A 26,984-nucleotide genomic window follows, 5' to 3' on the forward strand; every position below is an offset into this window, starting at 1 on the left:
ACGACACACACATTCAAGGAGACAAGCCATGGCCTACCGTTCCGCCCGAGTCACCCAGGGCCGGCAGAACACCCTGGCGCGCATGCTGTGGCGCGCCACCGGCATGACGGACGGCGACTTCAGCAAGCCCATCGTCGCGGTCGCAAATTCGTTCACCCAGTTCGTGCCGGGCCACGTGCACCTGCGCGACATGGGCAAGCTGGTGGCCGAGGAGATCAGCGCCGCGGGCGGCGTGGCGCGCGAGTTCAACACCATCGCGGTGGACGACGGCATCGCCATGGGCCACGACGGCATGCTCTATTCGCTGCCTTCGCGCGACCTGATCGCCGACTCGATCGAGTACATGGTCAACGCCCACTGCGCCGACGCGCTGGTATGCATCTCCAACTGCGACAAGATCACCCCCGGCATGCTGAACGCCGCGATGCGCCTGAACATCCCGACGGTCTTCGTCTCCGGCGGCCCGATGGAGTCGGGCAAAGTGGTGCGCCACGACAAGTCGCTCAAGATCGACGGCGTCACCGCGCTGGTCGCCGCAGGCGACTCGCGCGTGGCCGAGGACGAAGTGATGGAGCTGGAGAAGGCCGCGTGCCCGACCTGCGGCTCCTGCTCGGGCATGTACACGGCCAATTCGATGAACTGCCTGACCGAGGCGCTGGGCCTGGCGCTGCCGGGCAACGGCACGCTGCTGGCCACCCATGCCGACCGCAGGGAGCTTTTCCTGCGGGCCGGCCGCGTGGTGGTCGACCTGTGCCGCCGCCACTACCAGGAGGGCGACGCCGGCGCGCTGCCGCGCCGCATCGCCACCCGAGCCGCCTTCGAGAACGCGATGCGGCTGGACGTGGCCATGGGCGGCTCCACCAACACCGTGCTGCACCTGCTGGCGGCCGCGCACGAGGGCGGCGTCGACTTCACGCTGGAGGACATCGACCGCATCTCGCGCGAGACGCCGCACCTGTCCAAGCTGTCGCCTTCGTCGCCGCTGTGGCACGTGGAAGATGTGCACCGCGCCGGCGGCATCATGGGCCTGCTGGGCGAACTGGATCGCCTGGGTGTGCTGGACACCAGCACACCCAGCGTGCATTCGCCGTCGCTGGCGCAGGCGCTGGAGGAATGGGACATCCGGCGCGACCCGTCGGAGAAGGTGCGCAAGTACTTCATGGCTGCGCCCGGCGGCGTGCCGACGCAGACGGCCTTCTCGCAATCGGAGCGCTGGCCCAGCCTGGACACCGACCGCATCAAGGGCTGCGTGCGCGACGGCGCCAATGCCTATTCGCAGGACGGCGGCCTGGCCGTGCTGCGCGGCAACCTGGCGCCGGACGGCTGCGTGGTGAAGACCGCGGGCGTCGACGCCTCGGTGCTGCGCTTCACCGGCCGCGCGATCGTATTCGAGAGCGAAGGGGAGGCGGCGCTGGGAATCAGCAACGGCAAGGTGCAGCCCGGCCACGTGGTCGTGATCCGCTACGAAGGCCCCAAGGGCGGCCCTGGCATGCAGGAGATGCTCAAGCCCACCAGCCTGCTGAAGGCGCGCAGCCTGGACACCACCTGCGCCCTGGTCACCGACGGGCGCTTCTCGGGCGGCAGCTCGGGCCTTTCCATCGGCCATGTCTCGCCGGAAGCGGCGGGCGGCGGCGCCATCGGCCTGGTCCGCGACGGTGACGAGATCGCCATCGACATCCCGGCCCGCAGCATCGCTCTGAACGTGCCCGAGGCGGAACTGGCGCAGCGTCGCAGCGACATGGATGCCAAGGGAAAGGCGGGCTGGAAGCCGGCCGCGCGCCAGCGGCGCGTGTCGTCGGCGCTCAAGGCCTACGCCCTCCTGGTCACGTCCGCCGACAAGGGTGCGGTGCGCGACCTCTCGAAACTGGATTGATCCGAAAGCAAGGAGACAAGAGATGCAGATCGACCTGAACGGCCGCACGGCCCTCGTCACTGGCGGCAGCAAGGGCCTGGGCCTGGCCACGGCGATGCGCCTGGCCGGCAGCGGCGCCGCAGTGGCGATCCTCGCCCGCGACGCCAGCGCCCTCGCGGCGGCCAGGGAGCAGATCGTTGCGCAGGCGCCCAAGAGCCGCGTCTACACGGTGCAGGGCGACGTGACGTCGGCCGAACAGATCCGGGCCGCGCACCGCCACGTGAACGAGGCGCTGGGCCCGGTGGACATCCTGGTCAACAACGCCGGCCACCATTCCTTCGGCGCCTTCGCGCAGCTCACCGACGAGCAGTGGGAAGCCGACCTGCAGCTCAAGCTGATGGCTAGCGTGCGCCTCACGCGACTGGTGTGGACCCGGATGGTCGAGCGCCGCTGGGGCCGCGTCATCAACGTGCTGAACACGTTCTCGAAGGCGCCGATCGGCGGTTCGGCGCCCACGTCGGTGACGCGCGCGGCGCAGCTGGCGCTGACCAAGGTGCTGTCGCACGAGGGCGCGCCGCACAACGTCCTGGTCAACGCGCTGCTGGTGGGCCAGATCCGCAGCGAGCAGGTGGTGAGCCTGCACAAGGAACTGAAGTCCGAGCTGCCGCTGGAGGATTTCATCCGCAAGGTCGTGCGCGACTCGCGCGTGCCCATGGACCGCATCGGCGAGCCCGAGGAATTCGCCAACATCGCCTGCTTCCTGGCGTCGGATGCGGCGTCCTACATCACGGGGACCGCGATCAACGTGGATGGCGGGATGACGCCGGTGGTCTGAGCGGTTGCCTGCGCTGGGGGCGAGGGGGATCAGGGGATCAGGCGACCAGGATCGCCTCGATCCCCTTCTTCTCGATGACCTGGATCAGCCTGGCGGCTGCACCCGTCGGGTGCTTGCCGGAGCCGGGGGACTCCCACTTCTGGACGGCGGAGACGCTGACGTTCAGGAATTCAGCGAAGACGGACTGACTCATCCGGGCCTTCGTGGTCCGGATGTCGGCCACTTTCCGCGGGCTGTACACGGGCGGCGCTTCGCAGAGCGCGCGAACCTGCACCATGTCCTCCTGGGACAGCAGGCCATGCCGGCTCAGCTCGGTGGCCGTCTCCAGCATTTCGCCGAGAACACGATCTTTCGCGGGACGTTGGTTCTTCATCGCAGATCTCCTGGATCGTTCCTGCCGCCAGCAACTCCGTCAGCTTCCCGTCGCTCGCCTTCTGCAAACCTTTGGCTATCAACTTCACGGCCTCGACCTGCTGGTCCGAGAAGTCCGTGCCGGGGTCGCTCTTTTCGCGCCCTGCCAGGAAGAAGACCGCATCCTCATGCTTCCTGGCCAGCAGCGTCCGGGTGGCCCCGCTCTTGCCCCGACCCTCCGTCGCGATCCGCTTCTTGCAGAGGCCGCCCCCCAGGTCGGCCTCATAGCGGCCGGCGATCACATCCCTGCCCGCTTCGCACAGCTGTTCGTCGGTGAGCACGCCTTTCGCCCAACGGGAGAAGGTCTTGAGTTTGAAGACTCGCTTGCTCGTGGCCATAGTGTAGCCGTCTATAGCACGAAGTGCAATAGCGAGCACCAGCTCAGCCGTGTGCGCGCACAGCTTTCCATCCCAAGCAGGGATGGACAACCTACAGAAGCACCACCCGCCGGCCCGGGCGGGCTGGCGTCGATCTGCAGCGGGCTTCAGCCCACTGCCAGCGGCACCCGCAGCCCCAGGTCCGCGGTCTCCCGGTTGATCTCCTTGGCGTAGGCCCGGGCGTTGCCGACCTTCACGTGCTCGTAGCCGCGGACCATGTCCGGCAGCGCGGCGATGCGCACGGCCTGCTCGTGGCGGCCGCTGGCGAGCGTCTCCACGAGGCCCTTCACCACCTGCTCGTAGTGCGCGAGCAGCTCGCGCTCCAGGCGCCGAACCTCGGTGCGGGCGAACACGTCCAGCGCGGTGCCGCGCAGGCCTTTGGCGGCGCGCAGCACCTTGAGCACCGGCGCGAACCAGGGACCGAACTTCACCTTCTGCTTGAAGCCCAGGCTGCGCAGGAACGTGGGGTGCAGGTGCCAGGTCACCTTGGGCTGGTCGCCGAAGGTGCGGGCCAGGCGGGCGCGCTCGGCGTCGTCCAGCAGCAGGCGCGCCACCTCGTACTCGTCCTTGTAGGCCATCAGCTTGTAGAGGTTCTGCGCGACAGCCAGGGTGAGCGCCACGGGAGAACCGGGCAGCGCGGCTTCGGCGCGGCGCACCGCGGCCACCTGCTGCACGTAGCGCGCCGCATAGGCTTCGTCCTGGAAGGCGATCAGCTCCGGAACGCGCAGCTCCAGCGCGGCCAGCAGCTCGCCACCGGCGCCGACCGACTCCACCAGCTTGCGCGCCGCGGGCGACAGCACTTCGGCCGCCACCGGTTTGCGGTTGGCCTGCAGGGCCTCCTCGACCCCGGCCGGGTCGGCCACCAGCAGGCGGCCCCAGCGGAAAGCCTCGAGGTTCATCTCCACCGCCGTGCCGTTCAGGCGGATCGCGTCCTCGATCGCATCGGCCGGGATGGGCAGCGCCCCGGCCTGGTAGGCGGCGCCCACCAGCAGCAGGTTGCTGGCCATGTGGTCGCCCATCAGGCGCTCGGCCACGTTCTGCGCGTCCAGGTAGACGTTGTGGTCTTGGCGGGTGACGCCGTCCAGCGTCTCGCGCAGCTGCTGCGCCGCCGGGTACTGTTTGGCCTTGTTGGCCACCATCTCGCCCGTGGGCACCGCCGTGGTCGACACCACCGCGATCGTCCGCTGCTGCGAGGCGACCGCGATGTTGTTCGCGCTCACGGCCACCAGCGGGTCGAACACCAGGTAGAGGTCGGCGCTGCCGGTCCCCACGGTGGGTGAGCCGCCGCTGTCGTGCGGCATCACCTTCAGGTGCGACACCACCGGGCCGGCCTTCTGGCTGGAGCCGGTGTGGTCGTAGGTCTGCACGTTCATGCCGGTGCGAAAGGCCGCGGTGCCCAGGATCTGGTTGACCGTCACAACGCCGGTGCCGCCGATGCCGGTGAGGCAGACCGAGAACACGTCCTGCGGCACCAGGAACTCGGGCTCCGGCAAGGCCAGGGCGGTCGGCAGCGGCACGCGCTGGCCGGAGCGCAGCTTCTGCTTGAGTGCCGGAGCCTCCACCGTGGCGAAGGACGGGCAGTCGCCCTGAACGCAGGAGAAGTCCTGGTTGCAGGAGGACTGGTGGATCTGGGTCTTGCGGCCGAAGGGCGTCTGCACCGGCTGAACGCTCAGACAGTTGGACTTGACGCCGCAGTCGCCGCAGCCCTCGCACACGCGCTCGTTGATGATGGTCGAGCGCGGCTTGTAGTCCATCTTGCCGCGCTTGCGAAGCCGCCGTTTCTCGGTGGCGCACATCTGCACGTGGATCAGCACGGTCACGCCAGGGATGGCGCCCAGCAGCTTCTCGGCCTCCAGCAGACGCTCGCGCGGCCACACCTGCGCGCTGCCCACCTTGCGCCCCGGATAGTTCTCGGGCTCGTCGGTGGTGATCAGGATGCGGGCCACGCCTTCGGCCTCCAGCATCTTCACCATGTTCTCGACGCTCATGCCGCCCAGGATGTCCTGTCCGCCCGTCATGGCGACGGTGGAGTTGTAGAGCAGCTTGTAGGTAATGTTGGTCCTGCTCGCCACGGCGAAGCGGATCGCCAGGCTGCCCGAATGCGCGAAGGTGCCGTCGCCCAGGTTCTGGAAGAAGTGCGGCGTGTCGGTGAAAGGCGCCAGGCCCACCCACTGCGCGCCTTCGCCGCCCATCTGCGTGTAGCCCTTGACGACGCCGAAGCCGGCGCCCATCCACAGGTCCATGATGTGGCAGCCGATGCCGGCGCCCACGATGGCGCCGTCCGGCGCCTTCAGGCTGGTGTTGTGCGGGCAGCCCGAGCAGAAGTAGGGCGTGCGCGCGGTGCCCAGCATGATGGGGGCGCGGCGCGCAGCGGCCGAAGGGTTCAGCAGCTGCGCGCGCTGCAGTGCCGCGGGCGTCTGCGCGGCGGAACCCAGCCGCTTGAGCAGCGCTCGGGCGATGGTGTCGGCCGATTGTTCGCCGTGCACCGGCAGCAGCCGGTCGCCGTTCTCGTCGTGCTTGCCGACGATGCGGGGCTGGTCGGGCGTGCCGTACAGGATGTCCTTGAGGAACAGCTCGAGGAAGGGACGCTTGTCCTCCACCACGAAAAGCTCCTGCATGCCGCGCGCGAACTCGCGAACGATCTCCGGCTCCACCGGGTAGACCAGGCCCATCTTCAAAAGGCCGATGCCGGCGTCGGCCAGCATCTCGTCGCTGGTGAAGCCCAAGTCGCGCAATGCCTGCCGGACGTCGTAGTAGGTCTTGCCGCTGGTGACGATGCCGAGGCGCGGTGCGTCGGGCCGGACCACGATGCGGTTGAGGCCGTTGAGGGCCGCGTAGCGGCGGGCGATCTCCAGCTGGCCGTCGGCGATGCGGCGCTCCGCCTCGATCAGCGGCGGCCCCGCCTCGTTCGGCCGGAAGGTGGGCTGCAGCGGCTTGCCGTCCAGCAGCACCTGCGGGATCACCGGCTTGACGCGCCCAGGGGCGACCCAGGCCACGCCCGCGCTGTCGGCCACGTCGGTGACGAATTTCAGGCCCACCCACAGGCCGCTGGCGCGCGACAGCGCATAGCCGTGCAGGCCGAAGTCCAGCACTTCCTGCACGTTGCCGGGGGCCAGCACGGGCATGAACAGTTTGTAGAAGGCGGCGTTGGAGTCGCTGGGGAAGATGGTGCTGCGCGCGTGCGGGTCGTCCCCGGCTACCGCCAGTACGCCGCCGTTGCGGCCCACGCCGCGGAAGTTGTGGTGGTGGAACGCATCGATGCTGCGGTCCACCCCCGGCGCCTTGCCGAACCACATGGCGAATACGCCGTCGTAGCGCGCCCCCGGCACCTCGTGCAGCGCCTGGGTGCCGAACGCCGCCGTCGCGGCCAGCTCCTCGTTCAGGCCCGTGCGGTGCACGACGTGGTGGGAGTCCAGCAGCGGCTGGTTGCGCGCCATCTCGTCGTCCACATTGCCCACCGGCGACCCCGGGTAGCCGCAGACGAAGCCCGCGGTGTTCAGGCCCGAGCGCTGGTCCAGCCGGCGCTGGTCCAGCATCAGCCGCACCAGGGCCTGGGTGCCGTTCAGGTAGATCGGGCCTTCCTCGCGCGTGAACTTGTCGGCGAGGGAAATCGGATCGGGAAGGTCGCGGGGGGCGTTCATGGACTAGGCAGGCAGCAGGATCATTGGCCGCGGATCTTCTTGATCTCGGCATGCAGCGCCGAGATCAGGTCCGCGCCCAGGGCGGCGGTCTGGTTGCTGTGCACCACCTTGGTCTTCTCGCGCATGCGCTCGAGCTCGGCGGCGCTGGGCTGGGTGATGGTCACGCCCTGGCCCTTGAGGAACTCCATCGACTTGGCTTCCATGTCCCGGCCCAGCTTGCGGTTGACCAGCCGGGTCTCCATGGCGCATTCCTTGAGCACCTTCTGCTCGTCCGGGGTCAGCTTGTCGTACTGCGACTTGGAGTACACGAAGCTCACCGGGCTGTAGACGTGGCGCGTCAGGGCCACGTGCTTCTGCACTTCATAGAGCTTGGACGTCTGGAGGAAGGCGACGGGGTTCTCCTGGCCGTCGATGGCCTTGGTCTCCAGCGCGGAATAGACCTCGGTGAAGGGCATCGGCACCGGGTTGGCGCCCAGCTGCGTGAACGTGTCGATGAAGGTCTTGTTCTGGATCACGCGCAGCTTCATGCCCTGCAGGTCCTCCAGCTTGTTCACCGGGCGTCGCGAGTTGGTGACGTTGCGAAAGCCGTGTTCGTAGAAAGCCAGGTTCACGAGGCCGGCAGCAGGATAGAAGCCCGCCACCTTGTCGCCGAAGGGACCGTCGAGCAGCGCGTCGATCTCCTTGTAGTCGCTCACCAGGAACGGCAGGTCGAAGATGCCCACTTGGGGCACGGCGGTGGAGATCACCGCGGTGGTCATGAGCGCGCCGTCCAGCGAGCCGCTGCGCAGCTGCGTCAGGTTGGCCGGCTCCGGGCCGAGAGAGGCGTCGTAGAAGGGCCGCATCTTGAACTTGCCGCCCGTCTTGGCCGCCAGGCATTCGCTGGTCTTGGCCAGGGCGATCCCGGCCGGGTGGTCCTTGCTGCCGGTCATCGAGATGCGGACCGAACGGTCCTGGAACTGCTGCGCGTTGACGGCGCCGGTGCCGAGCGCGGCGGCCACGGCGGTGAGCAGAAGGGCGGGGCGCAGGGTCTTGCGAAGGGCGGTCATGGTCTTTGTCTCCGGGGGTCGGGGAAGGTCGGAAGGGAAGGGCAGGTCCGCGCAGCCGGTCAGAACAGCCAGCGCAGCGGCACGAGCACGAGCGAAGGGAACAGCACGAGCAGCAGCAGCACCACCAGCTCGGCGATCAGGAAGGGCCACAGCCCCTTCATCAGCTGGCCCATGGTGATCCTGGCGCCGCTGCACACCACGTTGAGCACGATGCCCACCGGCGGCGTGATCAGGCCGATGGCGTTGTTCATGACGAACAGCACGCCGAAGTAGACCGGGTCGATACCCGCCTCGCGCACGATGGGCATGAGGATGGGCGTCAGGATCAGCAGCGTGGGCGCGAAGTCCAGCGCCGTGCCCACCACCACCACCAGCACCATCATGGCCAGCATCAGCAGCGTGGGCGAGGCGATCAGCGGCTGCAGCATGTCGCTGACCTGCTGCGGGATCTCCGAGACCGTGATCAGCCACGCCGACACCAGCGCCGTGGCGATCAGGAACACCACCGTGGCCGAAGCCTTGGCGGCCGAGAGGACCAGCGGGTACAGCATGTCCCAGCTGAGCTCACGGTACACGAACATGCCGACCACGAAGGCGTAGACCACGGCCACCACGGCGGCCTCGGTCGGCGTGAAGATGCCGAACTTCATGCCGCCCACGATGGCCACCGGCATCGCCAGGGCCCAGCCGGCGCGCAGCGTGATGCGCAGCCGCTGCGCCATCGGGAAACGCGGCTGGCGCGAGGCCGGCTCCTTGCGCGCCACCCACAGCCAGGTGACCAGCAGCGCAAGGCCCATCATCAGGCCCGGCACGATGGCGGCCATGAACAGCTTGCCGATCGAGACGTTGGCGATGACGCCGAACACGATCAGCGCGATCGAGGGCGGCAGCACCGGCGCGATCACGCTGCCCGCGGAGATCAGGCCGGCGGCGCGTGGCACGTCGTAGCCGGCGCGTCGCATCATCGGGATCAGCATCGCCACCAGCGCGGCGGCGTCGGCGGCGGCCGAGCCGGAGATGGCGGCCATGATCACGGCGGCGACGATGGCCACGATGCCCAGGCCGCCGCGGATGTGGCCGATCCAGGCCAGCGCGAAGTCGACGATGCGGCGCGAGATGCCGCCGGCGTTCATCAGCTCGCCGGCCAGCATGAAGAAGGGAATGGCCAGCAGCGGGAAGCTGTCGGCGCCCTCGACGATCTTCTGCGACAGCAGCGTGGCGTCGAACTGCCCGCTGGTGATCATCAGCACCGCGCCGGTGACCAGCAGCGCGAAGGCGATCGGCACGCCCAGCGCCATGGCGCCGCCCAGTGCCCCGAGGAAGACCACGAACGTCATGCCACGTCCCCGTGCAGCTCGTGGTGCTCCAGCGGCAACCCGCGCAGCAGGCGCCCGATGCGCAGCAGGCTCACCAGCGCGATCCCGATGCTGGTGACGTAGCCCACGCCGAACACCCAGATCAACGGCAGGCCGGAGACGGCCGCCTTCATCGTGGCGTTGACCTCGTGCTGGCGCCAGGTGCCCCAGAAGAACACCGCGCAGCAGGCGATCACCAGCAGCTCGGACGCGACCATGCAGACGCGGCGGGCCCAGCCCGGCAGCACGTTGAGCAGGCTGTCGACACCCACGTGCAGGCCTTCCCGCGCCGCCAGGATGGCGCCCACGAAGGTCATCCACACGAAGGCGAAGCGCGACAGTTCCTCGGACAGCACGATGCCGCTGTCCAGGCCGTAGCGCAGCACCACGTTGCCGAAGATCATGACCACCATGGTCAGCAGGCAGGCGACCAGCAGGACCTCGAGCGTGCGCACGACGGCCCGGCCGGTGCCGGCGGCGGCCCGGGCGGCGAAGGCCTTCTCGCCCATCAGCCGCGGGGCGCCGGGCGCCGGTGGCGCCTGCACGCCCGGTGGGGATGCGGGGGCTTCAATGGTCATGTCTCCTGGGATTCCCGTCTTTGCGGGGCCAGTGTAAGAACAGGCCGAGGCCGTACCCATCGTCGGAACCGACGAAGTTGGCCGGCCCGGGGGCTCCGGGCCCGGCCTCAGGGTGATCCCGGCCCCGGATCGTCGCTTCGGACGATGGCCCGGCAGGAGGCGGTTTCTAGACTGGCCCGCACTCTTTCGAGGAATCCGCCTTGTCCTCCAGCGTCCTGTCCGCCCTGCACGAAGTGCTGGGCTCCCGCGGCCTCCTGGCCGCCGAATCGGTCGACGAGCGCTACCTCGTCGACGTGCTCGGGAACCGGGGCGAACCGCCGCTGGCGGTGATCCGCCCCGCGGACACGCGCCAGGTGTCCGCCGCGCTGGCGATCTGCCACGCCGCCGGCCGGCCGGTCATCACCCAGGGTGGCCGCACCGGCCTGGCCCTGGGGCAGCTTCCGCGCGCCGGCGAGATCGTGCTGTCCACCGAGCGCATGAACGCCATCGAGGAGATCGACCCCGACGCCGGCACCGCCACCGTCCAGGCCGGCGTGGTCCTGCAGGCGCTGCAGGAGAAGGTGGAGCCCCAGGGCCTGATGTTCCCGCTGGACCTGGGCGGGCGCGGCAGCTGCACGATCGGCGGCAACATCGCCACCAACGCCGGCGGCAACCGGGTGGTGCGCTACGGCATGGCGCGCGAGCTGGTGCTGGGCCTGGAGGCGGTGCTGGCCGACGGCACGGTGCTGGACGGGCTCAAGCCCCTGCTCAAGAACAACACCGGGCCGGACCTCAAGCAGCTGTTCATCGGCAGCGAAGGCGTCCTGGGCGTGGTCACCCGCGCCGTGGTGCGGCTGTTCCCGCTGCCGGCCGACCGCACGGTGGCGCTGTGCGCCGTGGCGGACTTCGGCCGCGTGAAGGCGCTGCTGCGCCATGCCCGCGCCGGGCTGGCCGGCGACCTCACCGCCTTCGAGGTGATGTGGGACAGCTATTACGACCGTGCGGTCACGCTGCTCGGCCGCGCGGCGCCCATCGCCCCCGGCCGGGCGTACCACGTGCTGATCGAGGCGTGCGGCACCGAAGCGGCCGCGCTCGCGGACAAGGTCGAGCGCATGCTGCAGGGCGCGCTCGAGCAGGAGATCGTGGCCGACGCCGTGCTGGCCAAGTCCGGCGCCGAGATCGCGCAGCTGTGGAAGGTGCGCGACCTGGCCATCGAGGCCTCGCGCCTGCTGGACCCGATCGTGCCCTTCGACGTCAGCGTGCCCATCGCCCGCATGGAGGCCTTCGTGGCCGAGGTGCAGGCCGCCACGAAGGCCGTGGACCCGCGCTGCGACCTGCTGGTGTTCGGCCACCTTGCCGACGGCAACCTGCACCTGGCGGTGCACCAGCCGCCCGATCGTCCCGAAGCCTTCCATGCCATCGAGCAGGCGGTCTACGGCGTGGTCGGGCGCTTCCGCGGCTCGGTCTCCGCCGAGCACGGCATCGGCTGGCTCAAGCGCGAGTACCTGCAGCACTCGCGCAGCCCGGCCGAGATCGCGGTCATGCGCACGCTGAAGACTGCGCTGGACCCCCGAAACATCCTCAACCCCCACCGGATCTTCCTCCCATGAGCCTTCGCATCGCTGTCTGCACGCCCGTGGCCCGGGCCGGTTTCGAACGACTGCTGCAAGAGGTGGAGGGCGTGCAGGTGCAGTGGGTGGCGGGTGCCGACCTGCCGGCCGCCGCCGCGAGCGCCGAGGCGCTGGTGCTGTCCGCCGCCGACTACACGCCCGCGCTGGCCGCCGCCCTGGCGCGCGACGACTGCCCCTGCCGCTGGGTGCAGCTGCTGTCGGCCGGCTACGAGACGCTGGTGGTGAACGGCGTGCCCGCGCGGGTCGAGGTGACGAATGCCGGCTCCGTCTGGTCGCCGATCGTGGCCGAGCACACCCTCGGCCTGATGCTGGCCGTGGCGCGCCGCCTGCCGCGGGTGCTGCAGGCCCAGGGGCGCGCCGCCTGGGACGGCACGATCCGGCAGGAGATGGGCATGCTGATCGACTCGCACCTGGTGATCGTCGGCATGGGCAGCATCGGCGGCGAGCTGGCGCGCCGCGCGCGCGCCTTCGGCATGCGCATCACCGGCGTGTCGCGCAGCGGCCGGCCCCACCCCGACGCCGACGAGGTGCTCACTGTCGCGCGGCTGCACGAGGCGCTGGGCCGTGCCGACTTCGTGGCCTGTGCCGTGCCGGGTTCGCCGGCCACCGACAAGCTGATCGGCGAGCGCGAGCTGGCCGCCTGCCCGCCGTGCGCGGTGCTGGTGAACGTGGGCCGCGGCTCGGTGGTGGACACCGAAGCCCTGGTGCGGGCGCTGCAGTCCGGCGCGCTGGCCGGTGCGGCACTGGACGTCACCGAGCCCGAGCCGCTGCCCGCCGGCCATCCGCTGTGGAGCCTGCCGAACGCCGTCGTGTCGCCCCACCTGGGGGGCGCCGCACCCGACCGCTACTACGAACGCCTTGCCCGCCACGTGGCCGCCAACGTGCGCGCCCGCGCGGCCGGCCAGCCCCTGAACGACCGCGTCGACCCGAGGACCGCATGAAGATCCCCTACCGCTCCGCCCGCGTCACCACGGCGCCCGGCCCTTCCGCCGCCGCCGCCCGCTCGCTCTGGCGTGCCACCGGCATGACCGACGTCGACTTCGGCAAGCCCATCATCGCCATCGCCAACTCCTTCACCGAGTTCGTGCCGGGCCACGTGCACCTGCGCGACCTGGGCAAGCTGGTGGCCGAGGAGGTGGCCGCCGCCGGCGGCGTGGCGCGCGAGTTCAACACCATCGCGGTGGACGACGGCATCGCGGCCGGCCACGACGGCATGCTGTACTCGCTGCCTTCGCGCGAGCACATCGCCGATGCCATCGAGTACATGGTGAACGCGCACCTGGCCGACGCGCTGGTGTGCATCTCCAACTGCGACAAGATCACTCCCGGCATGCTGAACGCCGCGATGCGGCTGAACATCCCCGTCGTGTTCGTCTCCGGCGGCCCGATGGAGGCCGGCCGCGTGCAGCGCCCGGCGAGCGTCGAGCGCGTCAGCGTGGTGGAGTCGTACGTGGCGATGGCCCGGCCCGGCACCAGCGCCGCCGACGCGCGCGACTACGAGCACAACGCCTGCCCCACCTGCGGCTCCTGCTCCGGGATGTTCACCGCCAACTCGATGAACTGCCTGACGGAGGCGCTGGGCCTGGCGCTGCCGGGCAACGGCTCGCTGGTGGCCACGCACGCGGACCGCGAGCGCCTGTTCCGCCAGGCCGGCCGGGTGGCCACCGAGCTGTGCCGCCGCTACTACCGCGACGGCGACGCCAGCGCGCTTCCGCGCGCCATCGCCAACCGGGCCGGCTTCACCAACGCCATGCGCATGGACATCGCCATGGGCGCGTCCACCAACACCATCCTGCACCTGCTGGCCGCCGCGCACGAGGGCGAGGTCGACTTCACGCTGGAGGACATCGACCGCCTCTCGCGCGAGACGCCGCACCTGTGCAAGGTGTCGCCGTCCACGCCGGACTACTTCATGGAGGACGTGCACCGCGCAGGCGGCGTGTACGGCATCCTGGGCGAGCTGGACCGCCTGGGCCTGCTGGACAGCCGCGCGGGCTGCGTGCATGCGCCGTCGCTGGCCGACGCACTGGCGCGCTGGGACGTCAAGCGCACCGCCGACAAGGACGTGCACCGCTTCTACCGCGCCGCGCCCGGCGGCGTGCGCACCACCCAGGCCTTCTCGCAGGAGAAGCGCTACGCCACGCTGGACCTGAACCGCGTCTCCGGCTGCATCCGCGAGGGCGCGTCGGCCTACGCGGCCACCGGCGGGCTGGCGGTGCTGCGCGGCAACCTCGCGCCCGAGGGCTGCGTGGTCAAGACGGCCGCGGTGCTGCCGGAGCTGCACCGCTTTCGCGGCACGGCCATCGTGTTCGACAGTGAACAGTCGGCGCGCGACGCCATCGAAAACGGCACCGTGAAGCCCGGCCATGCCGTGATCGTGCGCTACGAAGGCCCGCGCGGCGGCCCCGGCATGCAGGAGATGTCCAAGCCGGGCGTGGTGTTCCAGTCGCTCGGCCTGCACACGAGCTGCGCGCTGATCACCGACGGACGCTTCTCCGGCGCCAATTCGGGCCTGGCCATCGCGCACGTCTCGCCGGAGGCGGCCTCGGGCGGCGCCCTCGCGCTGGTGGAGGACGGCGATCCCATCGAGATCGACCTCGCCGCGCGGCGCATCGACCTGGCCATCGGCGAGGAGGAGCTGGCCGCGCGACGCCAGCGCATGCGCGCGCTCGGCGCCGCGGCCTGGAAGCCGCGCCCGCGCGAGCGCCAGGTCAGCACGGCGCTGCGCATCTACGGCGCGCTCGCCACCTCGGCGTCCACCGGTGCCGTGCGCGATCCATCGCGGCTCGCGCGCCTGGAAGGCGCCGAGGACCCGGGTCAACCCTGAGCCGCCCACTTTCGTCGCTTCCGACGATGGCCACGACGGGGTCGGTTCCTAGACTGCCCTCCACATTCAGAAAAGCGGAGACATGTCAGCATCCACTCCCCTCCTGCGGATCTCCGGCGTGGGTGTGCGCTTCGGCGGCATCGTGGCCCTGGAGGACGTGTCCTTCGACGTGGAGCCTGGCAGCATCTGCGGGCTGATCGGCCCCAACGGCGCCGGCAAGACCACCCTGTTCAACTGCCTCAGCCGCCTGTACCAGCCCGCGGCCGGCCAGATCCGCATCGGCGAGCGCGACCTGCTGCAGCTGGACGTGCACGAGATCGCCTCGGCCGGCATCGGCCGCACTTTCCAGAACGTGGCGCTCTTCGACACCCTGACGGTGGAGGAGAACATCATGCTGGGCGGCCACTCGCAGACGCGCAGCGGCTTCGCGGCCAACGCGTTCGACCTGCCGCTGGTGCGGTCCGAGGAGAAGCAGCTGCGCGAGGACGCCCGCGAGGCGGCGCGCCTGGTCGGCCTGCAGGGCCTGGGCGACGCCGTCGTCGCGGACCTGCCCTTCGGCCACCGCAAGCGGGTCGAACTGGCGCGCGCGCTGATGGCCAAACCCAGGCTCTTGTTGCTGGACGAACCCGCCGCCGGCCTGAACCACGAGGAGCTCAACGGACTGCAGGCGCTGATCCGCCGCATCCGCGACGAGCTGCGCATCACCGTGCTGCTGGTGGAGCACCACATGGGCCTGGTGATGGCGCTGTCCGACAAGGTGGTGGCGCTGAACTTCGGCCGCAAGATCGCCGAGGGCTCGCCGGCGCAGGTGCAGCAGAACGCGGACGTGATCGCGGCCTACCTGGGAGCGCCGGCATGAGCGAAAACCTCCTGGAGGTCAAGGACCTGCATGCGTCGTACGGGCATACCGAGGTGCTGCACGGCCTGAACTTCAACCTCAGGCGCGGCGGCATCACCGCCATCCTGGGCGCCAACGGCGCCGGCAAGACCACCACCCTGCGCGCCATCTGCGGCATGTGCTCGCGCAAGGGCGGGGTGCTTCTGGAAGGCGAGCGCATCGACAACCGCAAGACCGAGCAGATCACCCGCCTGGGCGTGGCCCACGTGCCCGACGGGCGCGGCACCTTCGTCGACCTGACGGTCGAGGAGAACCTGCGGCTGGGCGCCTACACGCGTCGGGACAAGGCCGGCGTGGCCGAGGACTTCGAGCTGGTCTACGGCTACTTCCCCAAGCTGGCCGAGCGCCGCACGCAGCAGGCCGGCACGCTCTCGGGCGGCGAACAGCAGATGCTGGCGATCAGCCGCGCGCTGATGCTGCGCCCGCGCCTGCTGCTGCTGGACGAGCCCTCGTTCGGGCTGGCGCCGCTGGTGGTCAAGGAGATCTTCGGGATCATGCGCCGCATCAACGAGAAGCAGAAGGTGAGCATGCTGCTGGTCGAGCAGAACGCCAACCTCGCCCTCGACCTGGCCGACAGCGCCTACCTGCTGGAGACCGGCCGCATGGTCCTGTCCGGCTCCTCCGACGAGATCAAGAAGGACGACTCCGTGCGTCGTTCCTACCTGGGGTACTGATCCATGGAAACCTTCATCCACCAGCTGGTGGCGGGCCTGGCCAACGGCGGCATCTACGCCAGCATCGCGCTGGCGCTGGTGATGATCCACCAGTCCACCCACCAGCTCAATTTCGCCCAGGGCGAGATGGCGATGTTCTCGACCTTCATCGCCTGGGCGCTGATGAAGGCCGGCCTGGGCTTCTGGACCGCCTTCTTCGTCACCGCGGTCGCTTCCTTCGTCATGGGCATGGCGGTGGAGCGGGTCGTGATCCGGCCCCTGGGCCAGCGCTCGCACCTGGCGCTGGTGGTGGTGTTCATCGGCCTGCTGCTGATCTTCAACAGCGTGGCCGGCTGGATCTGGGGCTACGACGTGCGGCCCTTCCCCAGCCCCTTCCCCGACACGCGCATCCTGGGCGGCTTCGCCACCGCGCACCAGGCCGGCTCGATCTTCATCACCATGCTGCTGGTGGTCGGGCTGTACGCCTTCTTCCGCTACACCCCGCTGGGCCTGGCCATGCGCGCCGCGGCGCAGAACCCGGTGTCCAGCCGCCTGGTCGGCGTGCGGGTCGACTTCATGCTCGGCCTGGGCTGGGGCCTGGCCGCCGCCATCGGCGCGGTGGCCGGGATGATGGTGGCGCACGTGCTGTTCCTGGAGCCCAACATGCTGGGCGCGGCCATCCTGTACGGCTTCGCCGCCGCCCTGGTCGGCGGCATCAACAACCCCTGGGGCGCCGTCGCCGGCGGCTTCCTGCTCGGCGCCGTCGAGAACCTGCTGGGCACCTACGTGATCGGCGACGACATGAAGCTGACGCTCGCGCTGGTGATCATCGTCACGGTCCTCACCTTCAAGCCCGCCGGCATCTTCGGCGTGCACCACATCAGGAGAGTGTGATGTCCGCCCTGCTCGAAAAAGCCCCCGAGGCGGCGCTGGCGCCGCCGCCCGCCCGCACGATGTTCGACGGCGTGCAGCGCTGGGTGTGGGTGCCGGTGCTGGTCCTGGGCTGCATGCTGCCGCTGCTGGTCAGCGAGTACCGCATGTTCCAGGCGACGATGACGCTGGTCTATGCCATCGTGCTGTTCGGCCTGACCATCCTCACCGGCTACAGCGGCCAGATCTCGCTGGGGCACGGCGCCTTCTACGCGCTGGGCGCCTACGTGTCGGCGATCCTGATGACGAAGGTGGGCGTGCCGTACTGGGCCACGCTGCCGGTGGCCGGCCTCGTCTGCATGGTGGTCGGCTTCCTGTTCGGCCGCCCGGCGCTGCGGCTGCAGGGGCACTACCTGGCGCTGGCGACCTTCGCGCTGGCGGTGGCCACGCCGCAGTTTCTCAAGCACAAGTCGCTGCAGGCGTGGACCGGTGGCGTCCAGGGCATCATGATCGAGAAGCCCTCGGCGCCGTTCGGCCTGCCGATCAGCGCCGACGCCTGGCTGTACTGGTTGACGCTGGGCGTGGCGGTGATGCTGTTCCTGCTGGGACGCAACCTGCTCAAGGGCCGCATCGGCCGCGCGCTGCTGGCCATCCGCGACCATCCCACCGCCGCCGCGGCGATGGGCGTGAACACCTCGCTGTACAAGTCGCTCGCCTTCGCGGTGAGCGCGCTCTTCACCGGCGTGGCCGGCGCGCTGGGCGCGATCGTGGTGCAGTTCGTGGCGCCCGACACCTTCCATCCCCTGCTGTCCATCCTGTTCCTGGTGGGCGCGGTGATCGGCGGCCTGACCTCCTGGTGGGGCCCGCTGTTCGGGGCGATGTTCATCCAGTTCGTGCCCAACTTCGCGGAGGACATGTCCAAGTCCGCGCCCTGGGCCCTCTACGGTGTTTTCATGATCCTCGGCGTGTTCCTCCTGAAGAAGGGCATCGCCGGGGCGCTGGACGACGGCTGGCGCCGCATCGTCCGCGGCAAGGCTTCCTCAACCGACCGGCCCTGAAGGCCATCCCCTACCGGAGACAAGCATGAACCGTCGCAACCTCGTCGCGCTCGCGATCGCCGGGGCCTTCGCCTGCGGGCCGGCCCTCGCGCAGAAGAAACACGCCCCCGGCATCACCGATGGCGAGATCAAGATCGGCCAGACCTCGCCGCTGTCGGGCCCGGCCTCGGCCTACGGCACCATCCCCAGGGTCCAGCAGGCGTACTTCAAGATGATCAACGAGCAGGGCGGCGTCAATGGCCGCAAGCTCAACCTGATCGCTCTGGACGACGGCTACAGCCCGCCCAAGACGGTGGAGCAGGTGCGCCGCCTGGTGGAGAAGGACCAGGTCGCCTTCATCTTCAACATCCTGGGCACCGCGCCCAACGTGGCGGTGCGCAAGTACCTCAACGACCGCAAGGTGCCGCAGCTGTTCACCGCCGCCGGCGCGTCCACCTTCGGCGACTACAAGAACTACCCCTGGACGATCGTGCTGCAGCCGTCCTACCAGGCCGAGGCCAGGATCTACGTCGAGTACCTGAAGAAGACCAAGCCGGACGCCAAGATCGCGCTGCTCTCGGGCAACGACGACGCCGGCAAGGACTACGTCAACGGCATCAAGGCGGCCCTGGGCCCCGAGGGCGTCAAGAAGATGATCGTGGCCGAGGCCACCTTCGAATCGACCGACCCCAACACCGACTCGCAGGTGCTGGCGCTGCGCGGCTCCGGCGCCGACACGCTGATCGTGCACGGCGTCTCCAAGTGGGCCTCCATGACCATCCGCAAGGTGCACGACATCGGCTGGCAGCCCACCTTCATCCTGACGGCCACCGCCACCTCGGTCTCCGGCGTGCTGGAGCCCGCGGGCCTGGAGAAGGCCAAGGGCCTGATCACCGCCTACTACCTGAAGGACCCCAACGATCCGCAGTGGGCCAACGACAAGGCCTACCAGGACTGGCTGGCCTTCATGAAGAAGTACTACCCCGAGGGCAGCACCGGCGACCAGCTGAACGTGTACGGCTACACCATGGCGCAGGCGCTGGTGCAGACGCTCAAGCAGGCCGGCAACGACCTCTCGCGCGAGAACATCATGAAGCAGGCCGCCAGCCTGGACGTCGCGCTGCCCATGCTGCTGCCCGGCATCAAGGTCAAGACCGGCGCCAACGACTACTACGGCGTCGAGGCGCAGCGCATGATGCGCTTCAACGGCAAGACCTGGGAGCTGTTCGGCGACCTGATCGGCGACAACTGACCGCATGACCGCCTCGCTGCTGCCCTCCGTCGTCGACGACTACCGCGCGCTGGCCCGCACGCGCCTGCCGCGACAGCTGTTCGAGTTCATCGACGGCGGCTCCTTCGCCGAGGAGACGGTGGCGTCCAACCGCAGCGACTTCGCGCGGCTGCGGCTGCGCCAGCGCGTGCTGCGGCCGGTGGGGGAGATCGACCTCTCCACCACCGTGCTGGGTGAGCGCTGGGCGCTGCCGGTAGGCCTGGGGCCGGTCGGGCTCGCGGGCCTGATGCGGCGGCGCGGCGAGCTGCAGGCGCTGCGCGCCGCGCAGGACGCCGGCACCCAGTTCTGCCTGAGCACGGTGGCCCTGTGCCCGCTGGAGGAAGTGGCCGCCGCGTCGCAGCGGCCCTTCTGGTTCCAGCTGTACATCATGAAGGACCGCGGCTTCGCCCGCGAGCTGATCGCCCGCGCCAAGGCGGCCGGCTGCAAGGCGCTGGTGCTCACAGTCGACCTCGCCGTGGCCGGGCTGCGGCACCGCGACGTGCAGACCGGCATGACCGGCGGGCTGGGCTGGGGCGGCCGCGCCAGGGTGGCAGCCGACTATGCGAGGCGCTGGGACTGGCTGTGGGACGTGGGCGTCAAGGGCCGCCCGCACCTGTTCGGCAACCTGGTCTCGGCCGTGCCCAACGCGCGGCGCCTGAGCGACTTCTACCAATTCACGAGCGCCAACTGGGACCCCTGCGTGAGCTGGGCCGACATCGAGTGGATCCGCGCCGAATGGGGCGGGCCGCTGGTGATCAAGGGCATCCTCGACCCCGAGGATGCCGTGCAGGCGGTCAAGGCCGGTGCGCAGGCGCTGGTGGTCTCCAACCACGGCGGCCGGCAGCTCGACGGCGTCGGCTCCACCATCTCCTGCCTGCCCGGCATCGTGCAGGCCGTGGGCGGCGATGCGGAGGTGCTGCTGGACGGCGGCGTGCGCAACGGCATCGACGTGCTGCGCGCGGTGGCGCTGGGGGCGAGGGCCTGCCTGGTGGGCCGCCCCTGGATCTGGGCGCTGGCCGCGCGCGGGCAGGACGGCGTGGCGGGCCTGCTGGCCACCTACAAGCGGGAGCTGCAGGTTTCGCTGGCGCTGGCCGGCCTGACCCGCATCGCCGACGTGGACCGCAACGCCCTCGCGAGCGTGGGAACGCCATGAACGACGTGATGGGCCTGCGCGTGCACCGCACGGGCGGCCCCGAAGCCATGCAGTGGGAGCGCGTCGACGTCGGCGCGCCGGGGCCGGGCGAGGCGCGGGTGCGCCACACCGCCGTCGGCCTCAACTTCCTGGACACCTACTTCCGCAGCGGCCTCTACCCGGTGCCGCTGCCCTTCGTGCCGGGCGCGGAAGCGGCCGGCGTGGTGGAGGCCGTGGGCCCGGGCGTCAGCGCCGTGCGCCCCGGCGACCGCGTCGCCTACGCCGGCAGCACCGGCGCCTATGCGCAGGCGCGCGTGATCGCCGCCGACGCGCTGGTGAAGCTGCCGCACGACATCGAGGCCACGACCGCCGCCGCCGTGCTGCTGCAGGGCATGACGGCGCGCTTCCTGATCCGCGAGGTGTACCCGGTGCAGCCCGGCGAGACCATCCTGCTGCATGCCGCGGCGGGCGGCGTCGGCAGCCTGCTCGCGCAATGGGCGAGCGCGCTGGGCGTGCGGGTGATCGGCACCGTGTCGTCGGACGCGAAGGCGGAGATCGCCCGCGCCAACGGTTGCGCCCACGTGGTGGTGACCGCGCGCGAGGACTTCGCCCAGCGCGTGCTCGAGATCACGGAAGGCCGCAAGCTGGGCGTGGTGTACGACTCGGTGGGACGCGACACCTTCGCCCGGTCGCTGGACTGCCTGCGCCCGCGCGGCACCATGGTGGTGTTCGGCCAGTCCTCGGGCACCATCGATCCGCTGGAGATCAACCTGCTGGGCCGCAAGGGCTCGCTGTACCTCACGCGGCCGGTGATGCCGGACTTCGTGGGCACGCCGGGGCAGCGCGAGGTGGCCTGCGGCGAGCTGTTCCAGGCCCTGCGCGACGGCGTGCTCAAGCCGCGCATCGGCGCCGTGCGGCCGCTGTCCGAGGCCGTGCAGGCCCACCGCGACCTGGAAGCGCGCCGCACCGCGGGCGCCACCGTGTTCAGCGTCTGATCAGGTCGCCAGGTGCATCAGATCGCCTGGCGCGCTCGCAGCTGCTCGACCAGGCGCGGATCCACTTCCCATTCGCGCAGGACCGCCTCGCCATCCGCCCCAGCGGGACGCGGCGCGCGCGGCTGCTCGGCCGGCGTGCGCTCGAAACGCGGCGCGGGCGCCGGCTGGGTCACGCCGTCGACCTCGATGAAGGTTCCGCGTGCGCGGTTGTGGGGATGGTGCGGGGCCTCGTCCCAGTCCAGCACCGGCGCAAAGCAGGCGTCGCTGCCCTCCAGCAGCGCGCACCAGGCGTCGCGGGTTCGGGTGCGGAAGAACGCAGCGAGCTTCTCCTTCAGCTGCGGCCAGCGCTTCGCGTCCATCTGGGCATCGAACTCGGGCGCTTCGAGCCCACAGCGCTCGCGCAACAGCGCGTAGAACTGCGGCTCGATGGCGCCGATGGAGACGAACTTGCCGTCGGCGCATTCATAGCAGTCGTAGAAGTGCGCGCCGCCGTCCAGCAGGTTGGCTGCGCGCGTGTTGCTCCATTGCCCGGCCGCCTTCAGTCCATGGAAGATCGCGGCCAGCAACGCGGCGCCGTCGGTCATCGCCGCGTCCACCACCTGGCCCTTGCCCGAGCGCTGCCGCTCCTGCAGCGCGGCCAGCAGGCCGAACGCGAGGAACATGGCGCCGCCGCCGTAGTCCGCGCCGATGTTGAGCGGCGGCGCGGGCGGCGAGTCGGCCCGCCCGGTGGCGTGCAGCACGCCGGTGAGCGCCAGGTAGTTGATGTCGTGGCCCGCACTGGCCGACAAGGGGCCCTGCTGGCCCCAGCCGGTCATGCGGCCGAACACCAGGCGCGGGTTGCGCTGCAGGCACGCGTCGGGGCCCAGGCCCAGCCGTTCCATCACGCCGGGCCGGAAGCCCTCGATCAGGATGTCGGCACCCGCCACGAGCTGCAGCACCGCCTCGGCCGCACCTTCCTTGCGCAGGTCGATCGCGAGCGAGCGCTTGCCGCGGCTGGTGACGTCGAAGCGGGCCGCTTCGGGGCGCGCGGCGCCCGACGGCGGCCGGTCGATGCGGACGACGTCCGCGCCCAGGTCCGCCAGCAGCATGCCGCAGAAGGGGCCGGGCCCCAGGCCCGCCATCTCGACGACCTTCAGGCCCTGCAGCGGTCCCGCCATGGTCAGAGCCGCTCGACGATGGTGACGTTCGCCATGCCGCCGCCTTCGCACATGGTCTGCAGGCCGTAGCGCTTGCCGCGCTTGCGCAGGGCATGGACCAGCGTGGCCATCAGCTTGGTGCCCGAGGCGCCCAGCGGGTGGCCCAGCGCGATGGCGCCGCCGTTGACGTTGAGCCGCCCGGGGTCGGCGCCGGTGGCCTTGAGCCAGGCCAGGGGGACCGGCGCGAAGGCTTCGTTGACCTCGAACAGGTCGATGTCATCGATCTTCATGCCGGACTTCTTCAGCGCCTGCTGGGTCGCCGGCAGCGGCGCCTCCAGCATCACGACCGGATCGTGGCCCATCACGCTCAGGTGGTGGATGCGGGCCAGTGGCTTGAGCTTGTGCGCCTTCAGCGCGCGCTCGCTCACCACCAGCAGGCCGCTGGCGCCGTCGCAGATCTGGCTGGCGTTGGCGGCGGTGATTACGCCGCCCTCCTTGAGCAGCTTGACCGACTGGATGGCCTCCAGTGAGGCGTCGAAGCGGATGCCTTCGTCGACGGTGTGAAGCTCGTCCCCGCCGCTGCCGTCGGCACGGCGCACCGCGATCGGGAGCACCTCGCCGTCGAAGGCGCCGCCGCGGCTGGCCGCGATGGCGCGCTGCTGGCTCTGCAGCGCGTACTGGTCCAGCTCCAGGCGGGTGAAGCCGTACTTGCGCGCGATCGTCTCGGCGCCGGCGAACTGGCTGAAGTCCTGCGGGTAGCGCTCGCGGATGCGGCCGGCCTGGTAGGCGCCGCCCTGGTTGGGGCTGAACATCGGCACGCGGGTCATGCTCTCCACGCCGGCGGCGATCACCACGTCCTGCGTGCCGGACATCACGGCTTGCGCGGCGAAGTGCAGGGCCTGCTGGGACGAACCGCACTGGCGGTCGATCGAGGTCCCGGGCACCGACTCGGGCAGTTTCGAGGCCAGCACGGCGTTGCGCGCCACGTTGGTGGACTGCTCGCCCACCTGCGAGACGCAGCCCATGAGCACGTCCTCGACGGCGGCCGGGTCGATGCCGCTCTTGTCCACCAGTCCGTCCAGCAGCTGGGCGGCCAGGTCGACGGGATGCCAGCCGGCCAGCCGGCCGTTGCGGCGGCCGCCCGCGGTGCGCAGGGCGGCGACGATGAATGCTTCGCTCATGGGTTTCCTTTCTGCTGCCGGCGGATGCACCGGCACTGCAGGGATTGTTGTTTCCGGGGCGGCGCGCAACGTCGTCCAAAGCGACGAATCCGGCGCCACCGGGTGGATTCGTCGCTTGCGACGAGGCTTGCGGACGGCCCTCGCGGCAGGATGCACACATGGTCCCGGCGCCACGGCTGGGGATGCCGGAAAGACCCACGGGAGAGCACGCATGAGGATCGTCGCTAACGACGATGTCCCCACGAGGGCGTCGCGGAACACTGGAAGCACCCCCGGCACGTCCGGGACGACGACGAGAGATCAGATGTACCAAGGCAAGAGCATCCGGGTGAGGGCGATCGGGGACGGCTTCGTCGAGCTGTGCTTCGACCGCGCGGGAGAGCCCATCAACAAGTTCGATGCCCGCACCGTCACCGAGCTGAAGGAGGCGGTCGCGGCGATCGCGGCGGCGCCCGGCGTGCGCGGGGTGCTGGCCACCAGCGCCAAGGACGTGTTCGTGGTCGGCGCCGACATCACCGAGTTCGGCGAGAAGTTCAAGCTGCCGCATGCCGACCTGGTGGAGGACGTGCGCTCCTCGAACGAGGCCTTCGTGGCGCTGGAAGACCTGGCGCTGCCCACCGTGGTGGCGATCGACGGCTACGCGCTGGGCGGCGGCATGGAATTCGTGCTGGCCTGCGCGATCCGCGTGATGTCGCGCAAGGCGCAGGTCGGGCTGCCCGAGGTGAAGCTGGGCCTGTTCCCCGGCTTCGGCGGTACCGTGCGGCTGCCGCGCGTGGCCGGGCCGCAGGCGGCCGTGCAGTGGATCGCCGATGGCAAGCCGCGCGATGCCGAAGACGCGCTGGCCGCGGGCGCGGTGGACGTGGTGTGCGAGAGCGAGCAGTTGCGAGCCACCGCGCTGGACCTGCTGCGCCAGGCCGCCGACGGCGCCATCGACTGGCGGGCGGCGCAGCAGCGCAAGCGCAAGCCGCTGGACGGCAACGGCTCGGGCCGCTGCGCCGGCTTCGCCGAATGGCGCAAGTCGGTCGCGGCCGCCAGCGGCGCGCACCAGCCCGCCGCGCTGGCCGCGCTGGACCTGATGGAGCGCGCCGCCGCCTTCGACCGCGACGCCGCGCTGGCGCTGGAGAGCGAGGCTTTCGCGCGCATCGCCAAGACGCAGGCCGCGGCCTCGCTGGTGCAGGTCTTCCTGAGCGAGCAGGCCATCCGCAAGGCGGCCAGGCGGCGCATGAACGGGGCCCGGCCGGTGAAGCAGGCCGTGGTGCTGGGCGCCGGCATCATGGGCGGCGGCATCGCGCTGACCAGCGCTCGCAGCGGGATCCCGGTGCGCATCAGCGACGTCTCGCCCAAGGCGCTGGAGGGCGCGCTGGGCGAGGCCGGCCGACTGCTCGCGCGCCAGGTGAAGGCGGGCCGCCTGACAGCGCAGAAGTCCGAGGCGGTGCTCAAGGCCATCACCCTCCAGACCGGCCAAGAGGGCGTGGGCCAGGCCGACATCGTGGTCGAGGCCATCGTCGAGCGGCTGGAGGTCAAGCACCAGGTGCTGGGCGCGCTGGAAAGCCGCCTGGGCGAGAGTGCCGTGCTGGCCAGCAACACGTCCAGCCTGCGCATCGACGACGTCGCGCGCGCGCTCGAGCGTCCGGAGCGTTTCGTCGGCATGCATTTCTTCAACCCGGTCCCTTCCATGCAACTGGTGGAAGTGGTGCAGGGCAGCGCGACCAGCGAGGAGGCCGTGGCCACCGCGGTCGCGTATGCGATCGCCATGAAGAAGACGCCGGTCGTCGTCAAGGACGGCCCGGGCTTCCTGGTCAACCGCGTGCTGATGGCCTACACCGGCGCCGCGCTGCGCCTGATCGCCGACGGCGCCGACTACCAGGCCATCGACCGCGCGATGGAGGCCTTCGGCTGGCCCATGGGCCCGTCGTACCTGCAGGACGTGATCGGCATCGACACCGGCAGCCACGTGGCCGACGTGATCGCGGCCGGCTACCCGCATCGCATGCCGCCGCTGGAACACGACGCGCTCAAGCTGATGCTGGCCCAGGGCCGCCTGGGGCAAAAGAGCGGGGCGGGCTTCTACCGCTACGAGCGTGACGCCAACGGCCGCCTGGTCAGGAAGGTCGCGCCGGAAACGCCCGAGCTGCTGGCGACGCTGCAGCCGGGCGGGCCGCGCGCCTTCGCCGACGAGGAGATCGTCGACCGGCTGATGCTGCCCTTCATCGTCGAAGCCGCGCATGCTCTGGAAGAGGGCGTGGTGGCCACGCCCGCCGAACTGGACATGGCGCTGCTGCTGGCCCTGGGCTGCCCGCTCTACATCGGCGGCGCGCTCAAGTACGCCGACTGGCTGGGGCTGGACGAGGTGGTGCGCCGCTGCGATGCGCTGCGCGTCCACGGCCCCATGTACGAACCCACGCCCCGCATGCGCCAGCTGGCCGCGGGCGGCGGCACCTTCTACGCACAAGGAAGCTTCTGATGCAACTCGGATCCGACATCGCCGCGGTGGTCACCGGCGGCGCCTCCGGCCTCGGTGCCGCCACCGCGCGCCGGCTGGCGGCCCACGGCGTCAAGGTCGCGCTGTTCGACATGAACGCGGAGCGGGGCGAGCAGATGGCCCGCGAGATCGGTGGCGTTTTCTGCCCGGTCGACGTGACGAGCGACGAGGACGTGGAGCGGGGCTTTCGCCACGCGCGCGAGGCGCACGGGCAAGAGCGCATCCTGGTCAACTGCGCGGGCACGGGCAACGCGGTCAAGACCGCCAGCTTCGACAAGGCCACGGGCAAGCCGCGCCATTTCCCACTGCCGGACTTCGAGAAGATCATCCAGATCAACCTGATCGGCACCTTCCGCTGCATCGCCAAGTCCGCCGCCGGCATGCTCACGCTGGCGCCATTGGCGGACGGTGAACGCGGCGCCATCATCAACACCGCTTCGGTGGCGGCCCAGGACGGCCAGATCGGCCAGGCCGCCTATGCCGCCTCCAAGGCCGGCGTGGTGGGCCTGACGCTGCCGGTGGCGCGCGACCTGATGTCCGAGGGCATCCGCGTCAACACCATCCTGCCCGGCATCTTCGACACGCCGCTGCTGCAGGCGGCGCCCGAGAACGTGAAGGCGGCGCTGGCCGCGTCCGTGCCCTTCCCCAAGCGCCTGGGCCGGCCGGAGGAGTACGCGCAGGTGGCCGAGATGCTGATCACCACCGGCTACATGAACGGCGAATCGATCCGCATCGACGGCGCGATCCGCATGGCGCCGCGCTGAGGAACTCCGTCATTCAAAGGGACCTCCGTCATTC

General features: G+C 70.4%; 21 protein-coding genes and 1 pseudogene. 14 read left to right on the forward strand and 8 right to left on the reverse strand.

Annotated elements, in window-relative coordinates; all coding sequences use genetic code 11:
* Window positions 1-28 precede the first annotated feature (28 nt).
* Window positions 29-1,873, forward strand: coding sequence for a dihydroxy-acid dehydratase (gene ilvD, locus ASG30_RS18235; protein ID WP_055899989.1), 1,845 nt, complete (start codon window positions 29-31; stop codon window positions 1,871-1,873).
* 22 nt (window positions 1,874-1,895) lie between these two features.
* Entirely contained in the window at window positions 1,896-2,687 is a 792-nt protein-coding gene (locus ASG30_RS18240; RefSeq protein WP_055899992.1) for an SDR family oxidoreductase, read from the forward strand.
* A 37-nt stretch (window positions 2,688-2,724) separates the two neighbouring features.
* Here ASG30_RS18240 and ASG30_RS22680 read toward each other — a convergent pair whose 3' ends face one another.
* The 6 genes and pseudogenes from ASG30_RS22680 to ASG30_RS18265 all read right to left on the reverse strand — a co-directional run bounded on the left by ASG30_RS22680 (window position 2,725) and on the right by ASG30_RS18265 (window position 10,095).
* The gene (locus ASG30_RS22680; RefSeq protein ID WP_055899995.1) at window positions 2,725-3,060 is read right to left on the reverse strand and encodes a helix-turn-helix domain-containing protein; all 336 of its coding nucleotides are present in this window, start codon (window positions 3,058-3,060) and stop codon (window positions 2,725-2,727) included.
* A gap of 16 nt (window positions 3,061-3,076) precedes the next feature.
* Window positions 3,077-3,436, reverse strand: a pseudogene (locus ASG30_RS23235) (type II toxin-antitoxin system RelE/ParE family toxin); the annotation flags it as partial.
* Between the two features lie 146 nt (window positions 3,437-3,582).
* The gene (locus ASG30_RS18250; RefSeq protein WP_055899998.1) at window positions 3,583-7,116 is read right to left on the reverse strand and encodes an indolepyruvate ferredoxin oxidoreductase family protein; all 3,534 of its coding nucleotides are present in this window, start codon (window positions 7,114-7,116) and stop codon (window positions 3,583-3,585) included.
* 20 nt (window positions 7,117-7,136) lie between these two features.
* Window positions 7,137-8,162: a DctP family TRAP transporter solute-binding subunit gene (locus tag ASG30_RS18255; protein ID WP_055900001.1), complete on the reverse strand. Its 1,026-nt coding sequence runs from the start codon at window positions 8,160-8,162 to the stop codon at window positions 7,137-7,139.
* A gap of 59 nt (window positions 8,163-8,221) precedes the next feature.
* A complete protein-coding gene (locus ASG30_RS18260) occupies window positions 8,222-9,499 on the reverse strand; it encodes a TRAP transporter large permease (protein WP_055900004.1) in 1,278 nt (425 codons plus the stop codon).
* Window positions 9,496-10,095, reverse strand: coding sequence for a TRAP transporter small permease (locus tag ASG30_RS18265; RefSeq protein WP_162243754.1), 600 nt, complete (start codon window positions 10,093-10,095; stop codon window positions 9,496-9,498). The genes ASG30_RS18260 and ASG30_RS18265 overlap by 4 nt, the downstream gene beginning before the upstream one ends.
* A gap of 200 nt (window positions 10,096-10,295) precedes the next feature.
* Between ASG30_RS18265 and ASG30_RS18270 the strand changes: the two genes are divergently transcribed.
* From ASG30_RS18270 to ASG30_RS18315, 10 genes are all read left to right on the forward strand, one after another.
* Window positions 10,296-11,684, forward strand: coding sequence for an FAD-binding oxidoreductase (locus ASG30_RS18270; RefSeq protein ID WP_055900007.1), 1,389 nt, complete (start codon window positions 10,296-10,298; stop codon window positions 11,682-11,684).
* Window positions 11,681-12,646, forward strand: coding sequence for a D-2-hydroxyacid dehydrogenase (locus ASG30_RS18275; protein WP_055900010.1), 966 nt, complete (start codon window positions 11,681-11,683; stop codon window positions 12,644-12,646). The genes ASG30_RS18270 and ASG30_RS18275 overlap by 4 nt, the downstream gene beginning before the upstream one ends.
* Before the next feature lie 2 nt (window positions 12,647-12,648).
* Window positions 12,649-14,532 carry a dihydroxy-acid dehydratase gene (gene ilvD / locus ASG30_RS18280; protein ID WP_055900229.1) on the forward strand — a complete coding sequence of 628 codons (1,884 nt, stop codon included), beginning with the start codon at window positions 12,649-12,651 and terminating at the stop codon, window positions 14,530-14,532.
* Between the two features lie 82 nt (window positions 14,533-14,614).
* Entirely contained in the window at window positions 14,615-15,391 is a 777-nt protein-coding gene (locus tag ASG30_RS18285) for an ABC transporter ATP-binding protein (protein WP_055900013.1), read from the forward strand.
* A complete protein-coding gene (locus ASG30_RS18290; protein WP_055900016.1) occupies window positions 15,388-16,104 on the forward strand; it encodes an ABC transporter ATP-binding protein in 717 nt (238 codons plus the stop codon). The genes ASG30_RS18285 and ASG30_RS18290 overlap by 4 nt, the downstream gene beginning before the upstream one ends.
* A 3-nt stretch (window positions 16,105-16,107) precedes the next feature.
* On the forward strand, window positions 16,108-16,977 hold the full coding sequence (locus tag ASG30_RS18295; protein WP_055900019.1) for a branched-chain amino acid ABC transporter permease: 870 nt from the start codon (window positions 16,108-16,110) through the stop codon (window positions 16,975-16,977).
* Window positions 16,977-18,011: a branched-chain amino acid ABC transporter permease gene (locus ASG30_RS18300; RefSeq protein WP_082522182.1), complete on the forward strand. Its 1,035-nt coding sequence runs from the start codon at window positions 16,977-16,979 to the stop codon at window positions 18,009-18,011. Before ASG30_RS18295 ends, ASG30_RS18300 begins: the two co-directional genes overlap by 1 nt.
* 25 nt (window positions 18,012-18,036) lie before the next feature.
* Window positions 18,037-19,242 (forward strand): ABC transporter substrate-binding protein, encoded by a 1,206-nt coding sequence (locus tag ASG30_RS18305; RefSeq protein WP_055900022.1) that lies wholly within the window; start codon window positions 18,037-18,039, stop codon window positions 19,240-19,242.
* Between the two features lie 4 nt (window positions 19,243-19,246).
* Window positions 19,247-20,413, forward strand: coding sequence for an L-lactate dehydrogenase (locus ASG30_RS18310; RefSeq protein ID WP_200947326.1), 1,167 nt, complete (start codon window positions 19,247-19,249; stop codon window positions 20,411-20,413).
* On the forward strand, window positions 20,410-21,387 hold the full coding sequence (locus ASG30_RS18315; protein WP_235579836.1) for a quinone oxidoreductase family protein: 978 nt from the start codon (window positions 20,410-20,412) through the stop codon (window positions 21,385-21,387). The genes ASG30_RS18310 and ASG30_RS18315 overlap by 4 nt, the downstream gene beginning before the upstream one ends.
* Window positions 21,388-21,404: 17 nt before the next feature.
* On the opposite strand, the gene ASG30_RS18320 is transcribed toward ASG30_RS18315, so the two are convergent.
* Together ASG30_RS18320 and ASG30_RS18325 are read right to left on the reverse strand one after the other, a co-directional pair.
* A complete protein-coding gene (locus tag ASG30_RS18320) occupies window positions 21,405-22,544 on the reverse strand; it encodes a CaiB/BaiF CoA transferase family protein (RefSeq protein ID WP_055900028.1) in 1,140 nt (379 codons plus the stop codon).
* A gap of 2 nt (window positions 22,545-22,546) precedes the next feature.
* Window positions 22,547-23,704 (reverse strand): acetyl-CoA C-acetyltransferase, encoded by a 1,158-nt coding sequence (locus ASG30_RS18325; RefSeq protein ID WP_055900031.1) that lies wholly within the window; start codon window positions 23,702-23,704, stop codon window positions 22,547-22,549.
* A 304-nt stretch (window positions 23,705-24,008) separates the two neighbouring features.
* Here ASG30_RS18325 and fadB point away from each other — a divergent pair, with 304 nt between their 5' ends.
* Complete coding sequence (gene fadB / locus ASG30_RS18330; protein ID WP_055900034.1) at window positions 24,009-26,168, forward strand: fatty acid oxidation complex subunit alpha FadB; 2,160 nt, start codon at window positions 24,009-24,011, stop codon at window positions 26,166-26,168.
* On the forward strand, window positions 26,168-26,950 hold the full coding sequence (locus ASG30_RS18335; RefSeq protein ID WP_055900037.1) for an SDR family NAD(P)-dependent oxidoreductase: 783 nt from the start codon (window positions 26,168-26,170) through the stop codon (window positions 26,948-26,950). The genes fadB and ASG30_RS18335 overlap by 1 nt, the downstream gene beginning before the upstream one ends.
* The last annotated feature ends 34 nt before the right edge of the window (window positions 26,951-26,984 follow it).

It is taken from the genome of Ramlibacter sp. Leaf400, assembly GCF_001424545.1.
GTDB lineage: Bacteria > Pseudomonadota > Gammaproteobacteria > Burkholderiales > Burkholderiaceae_C > Ramlibacter.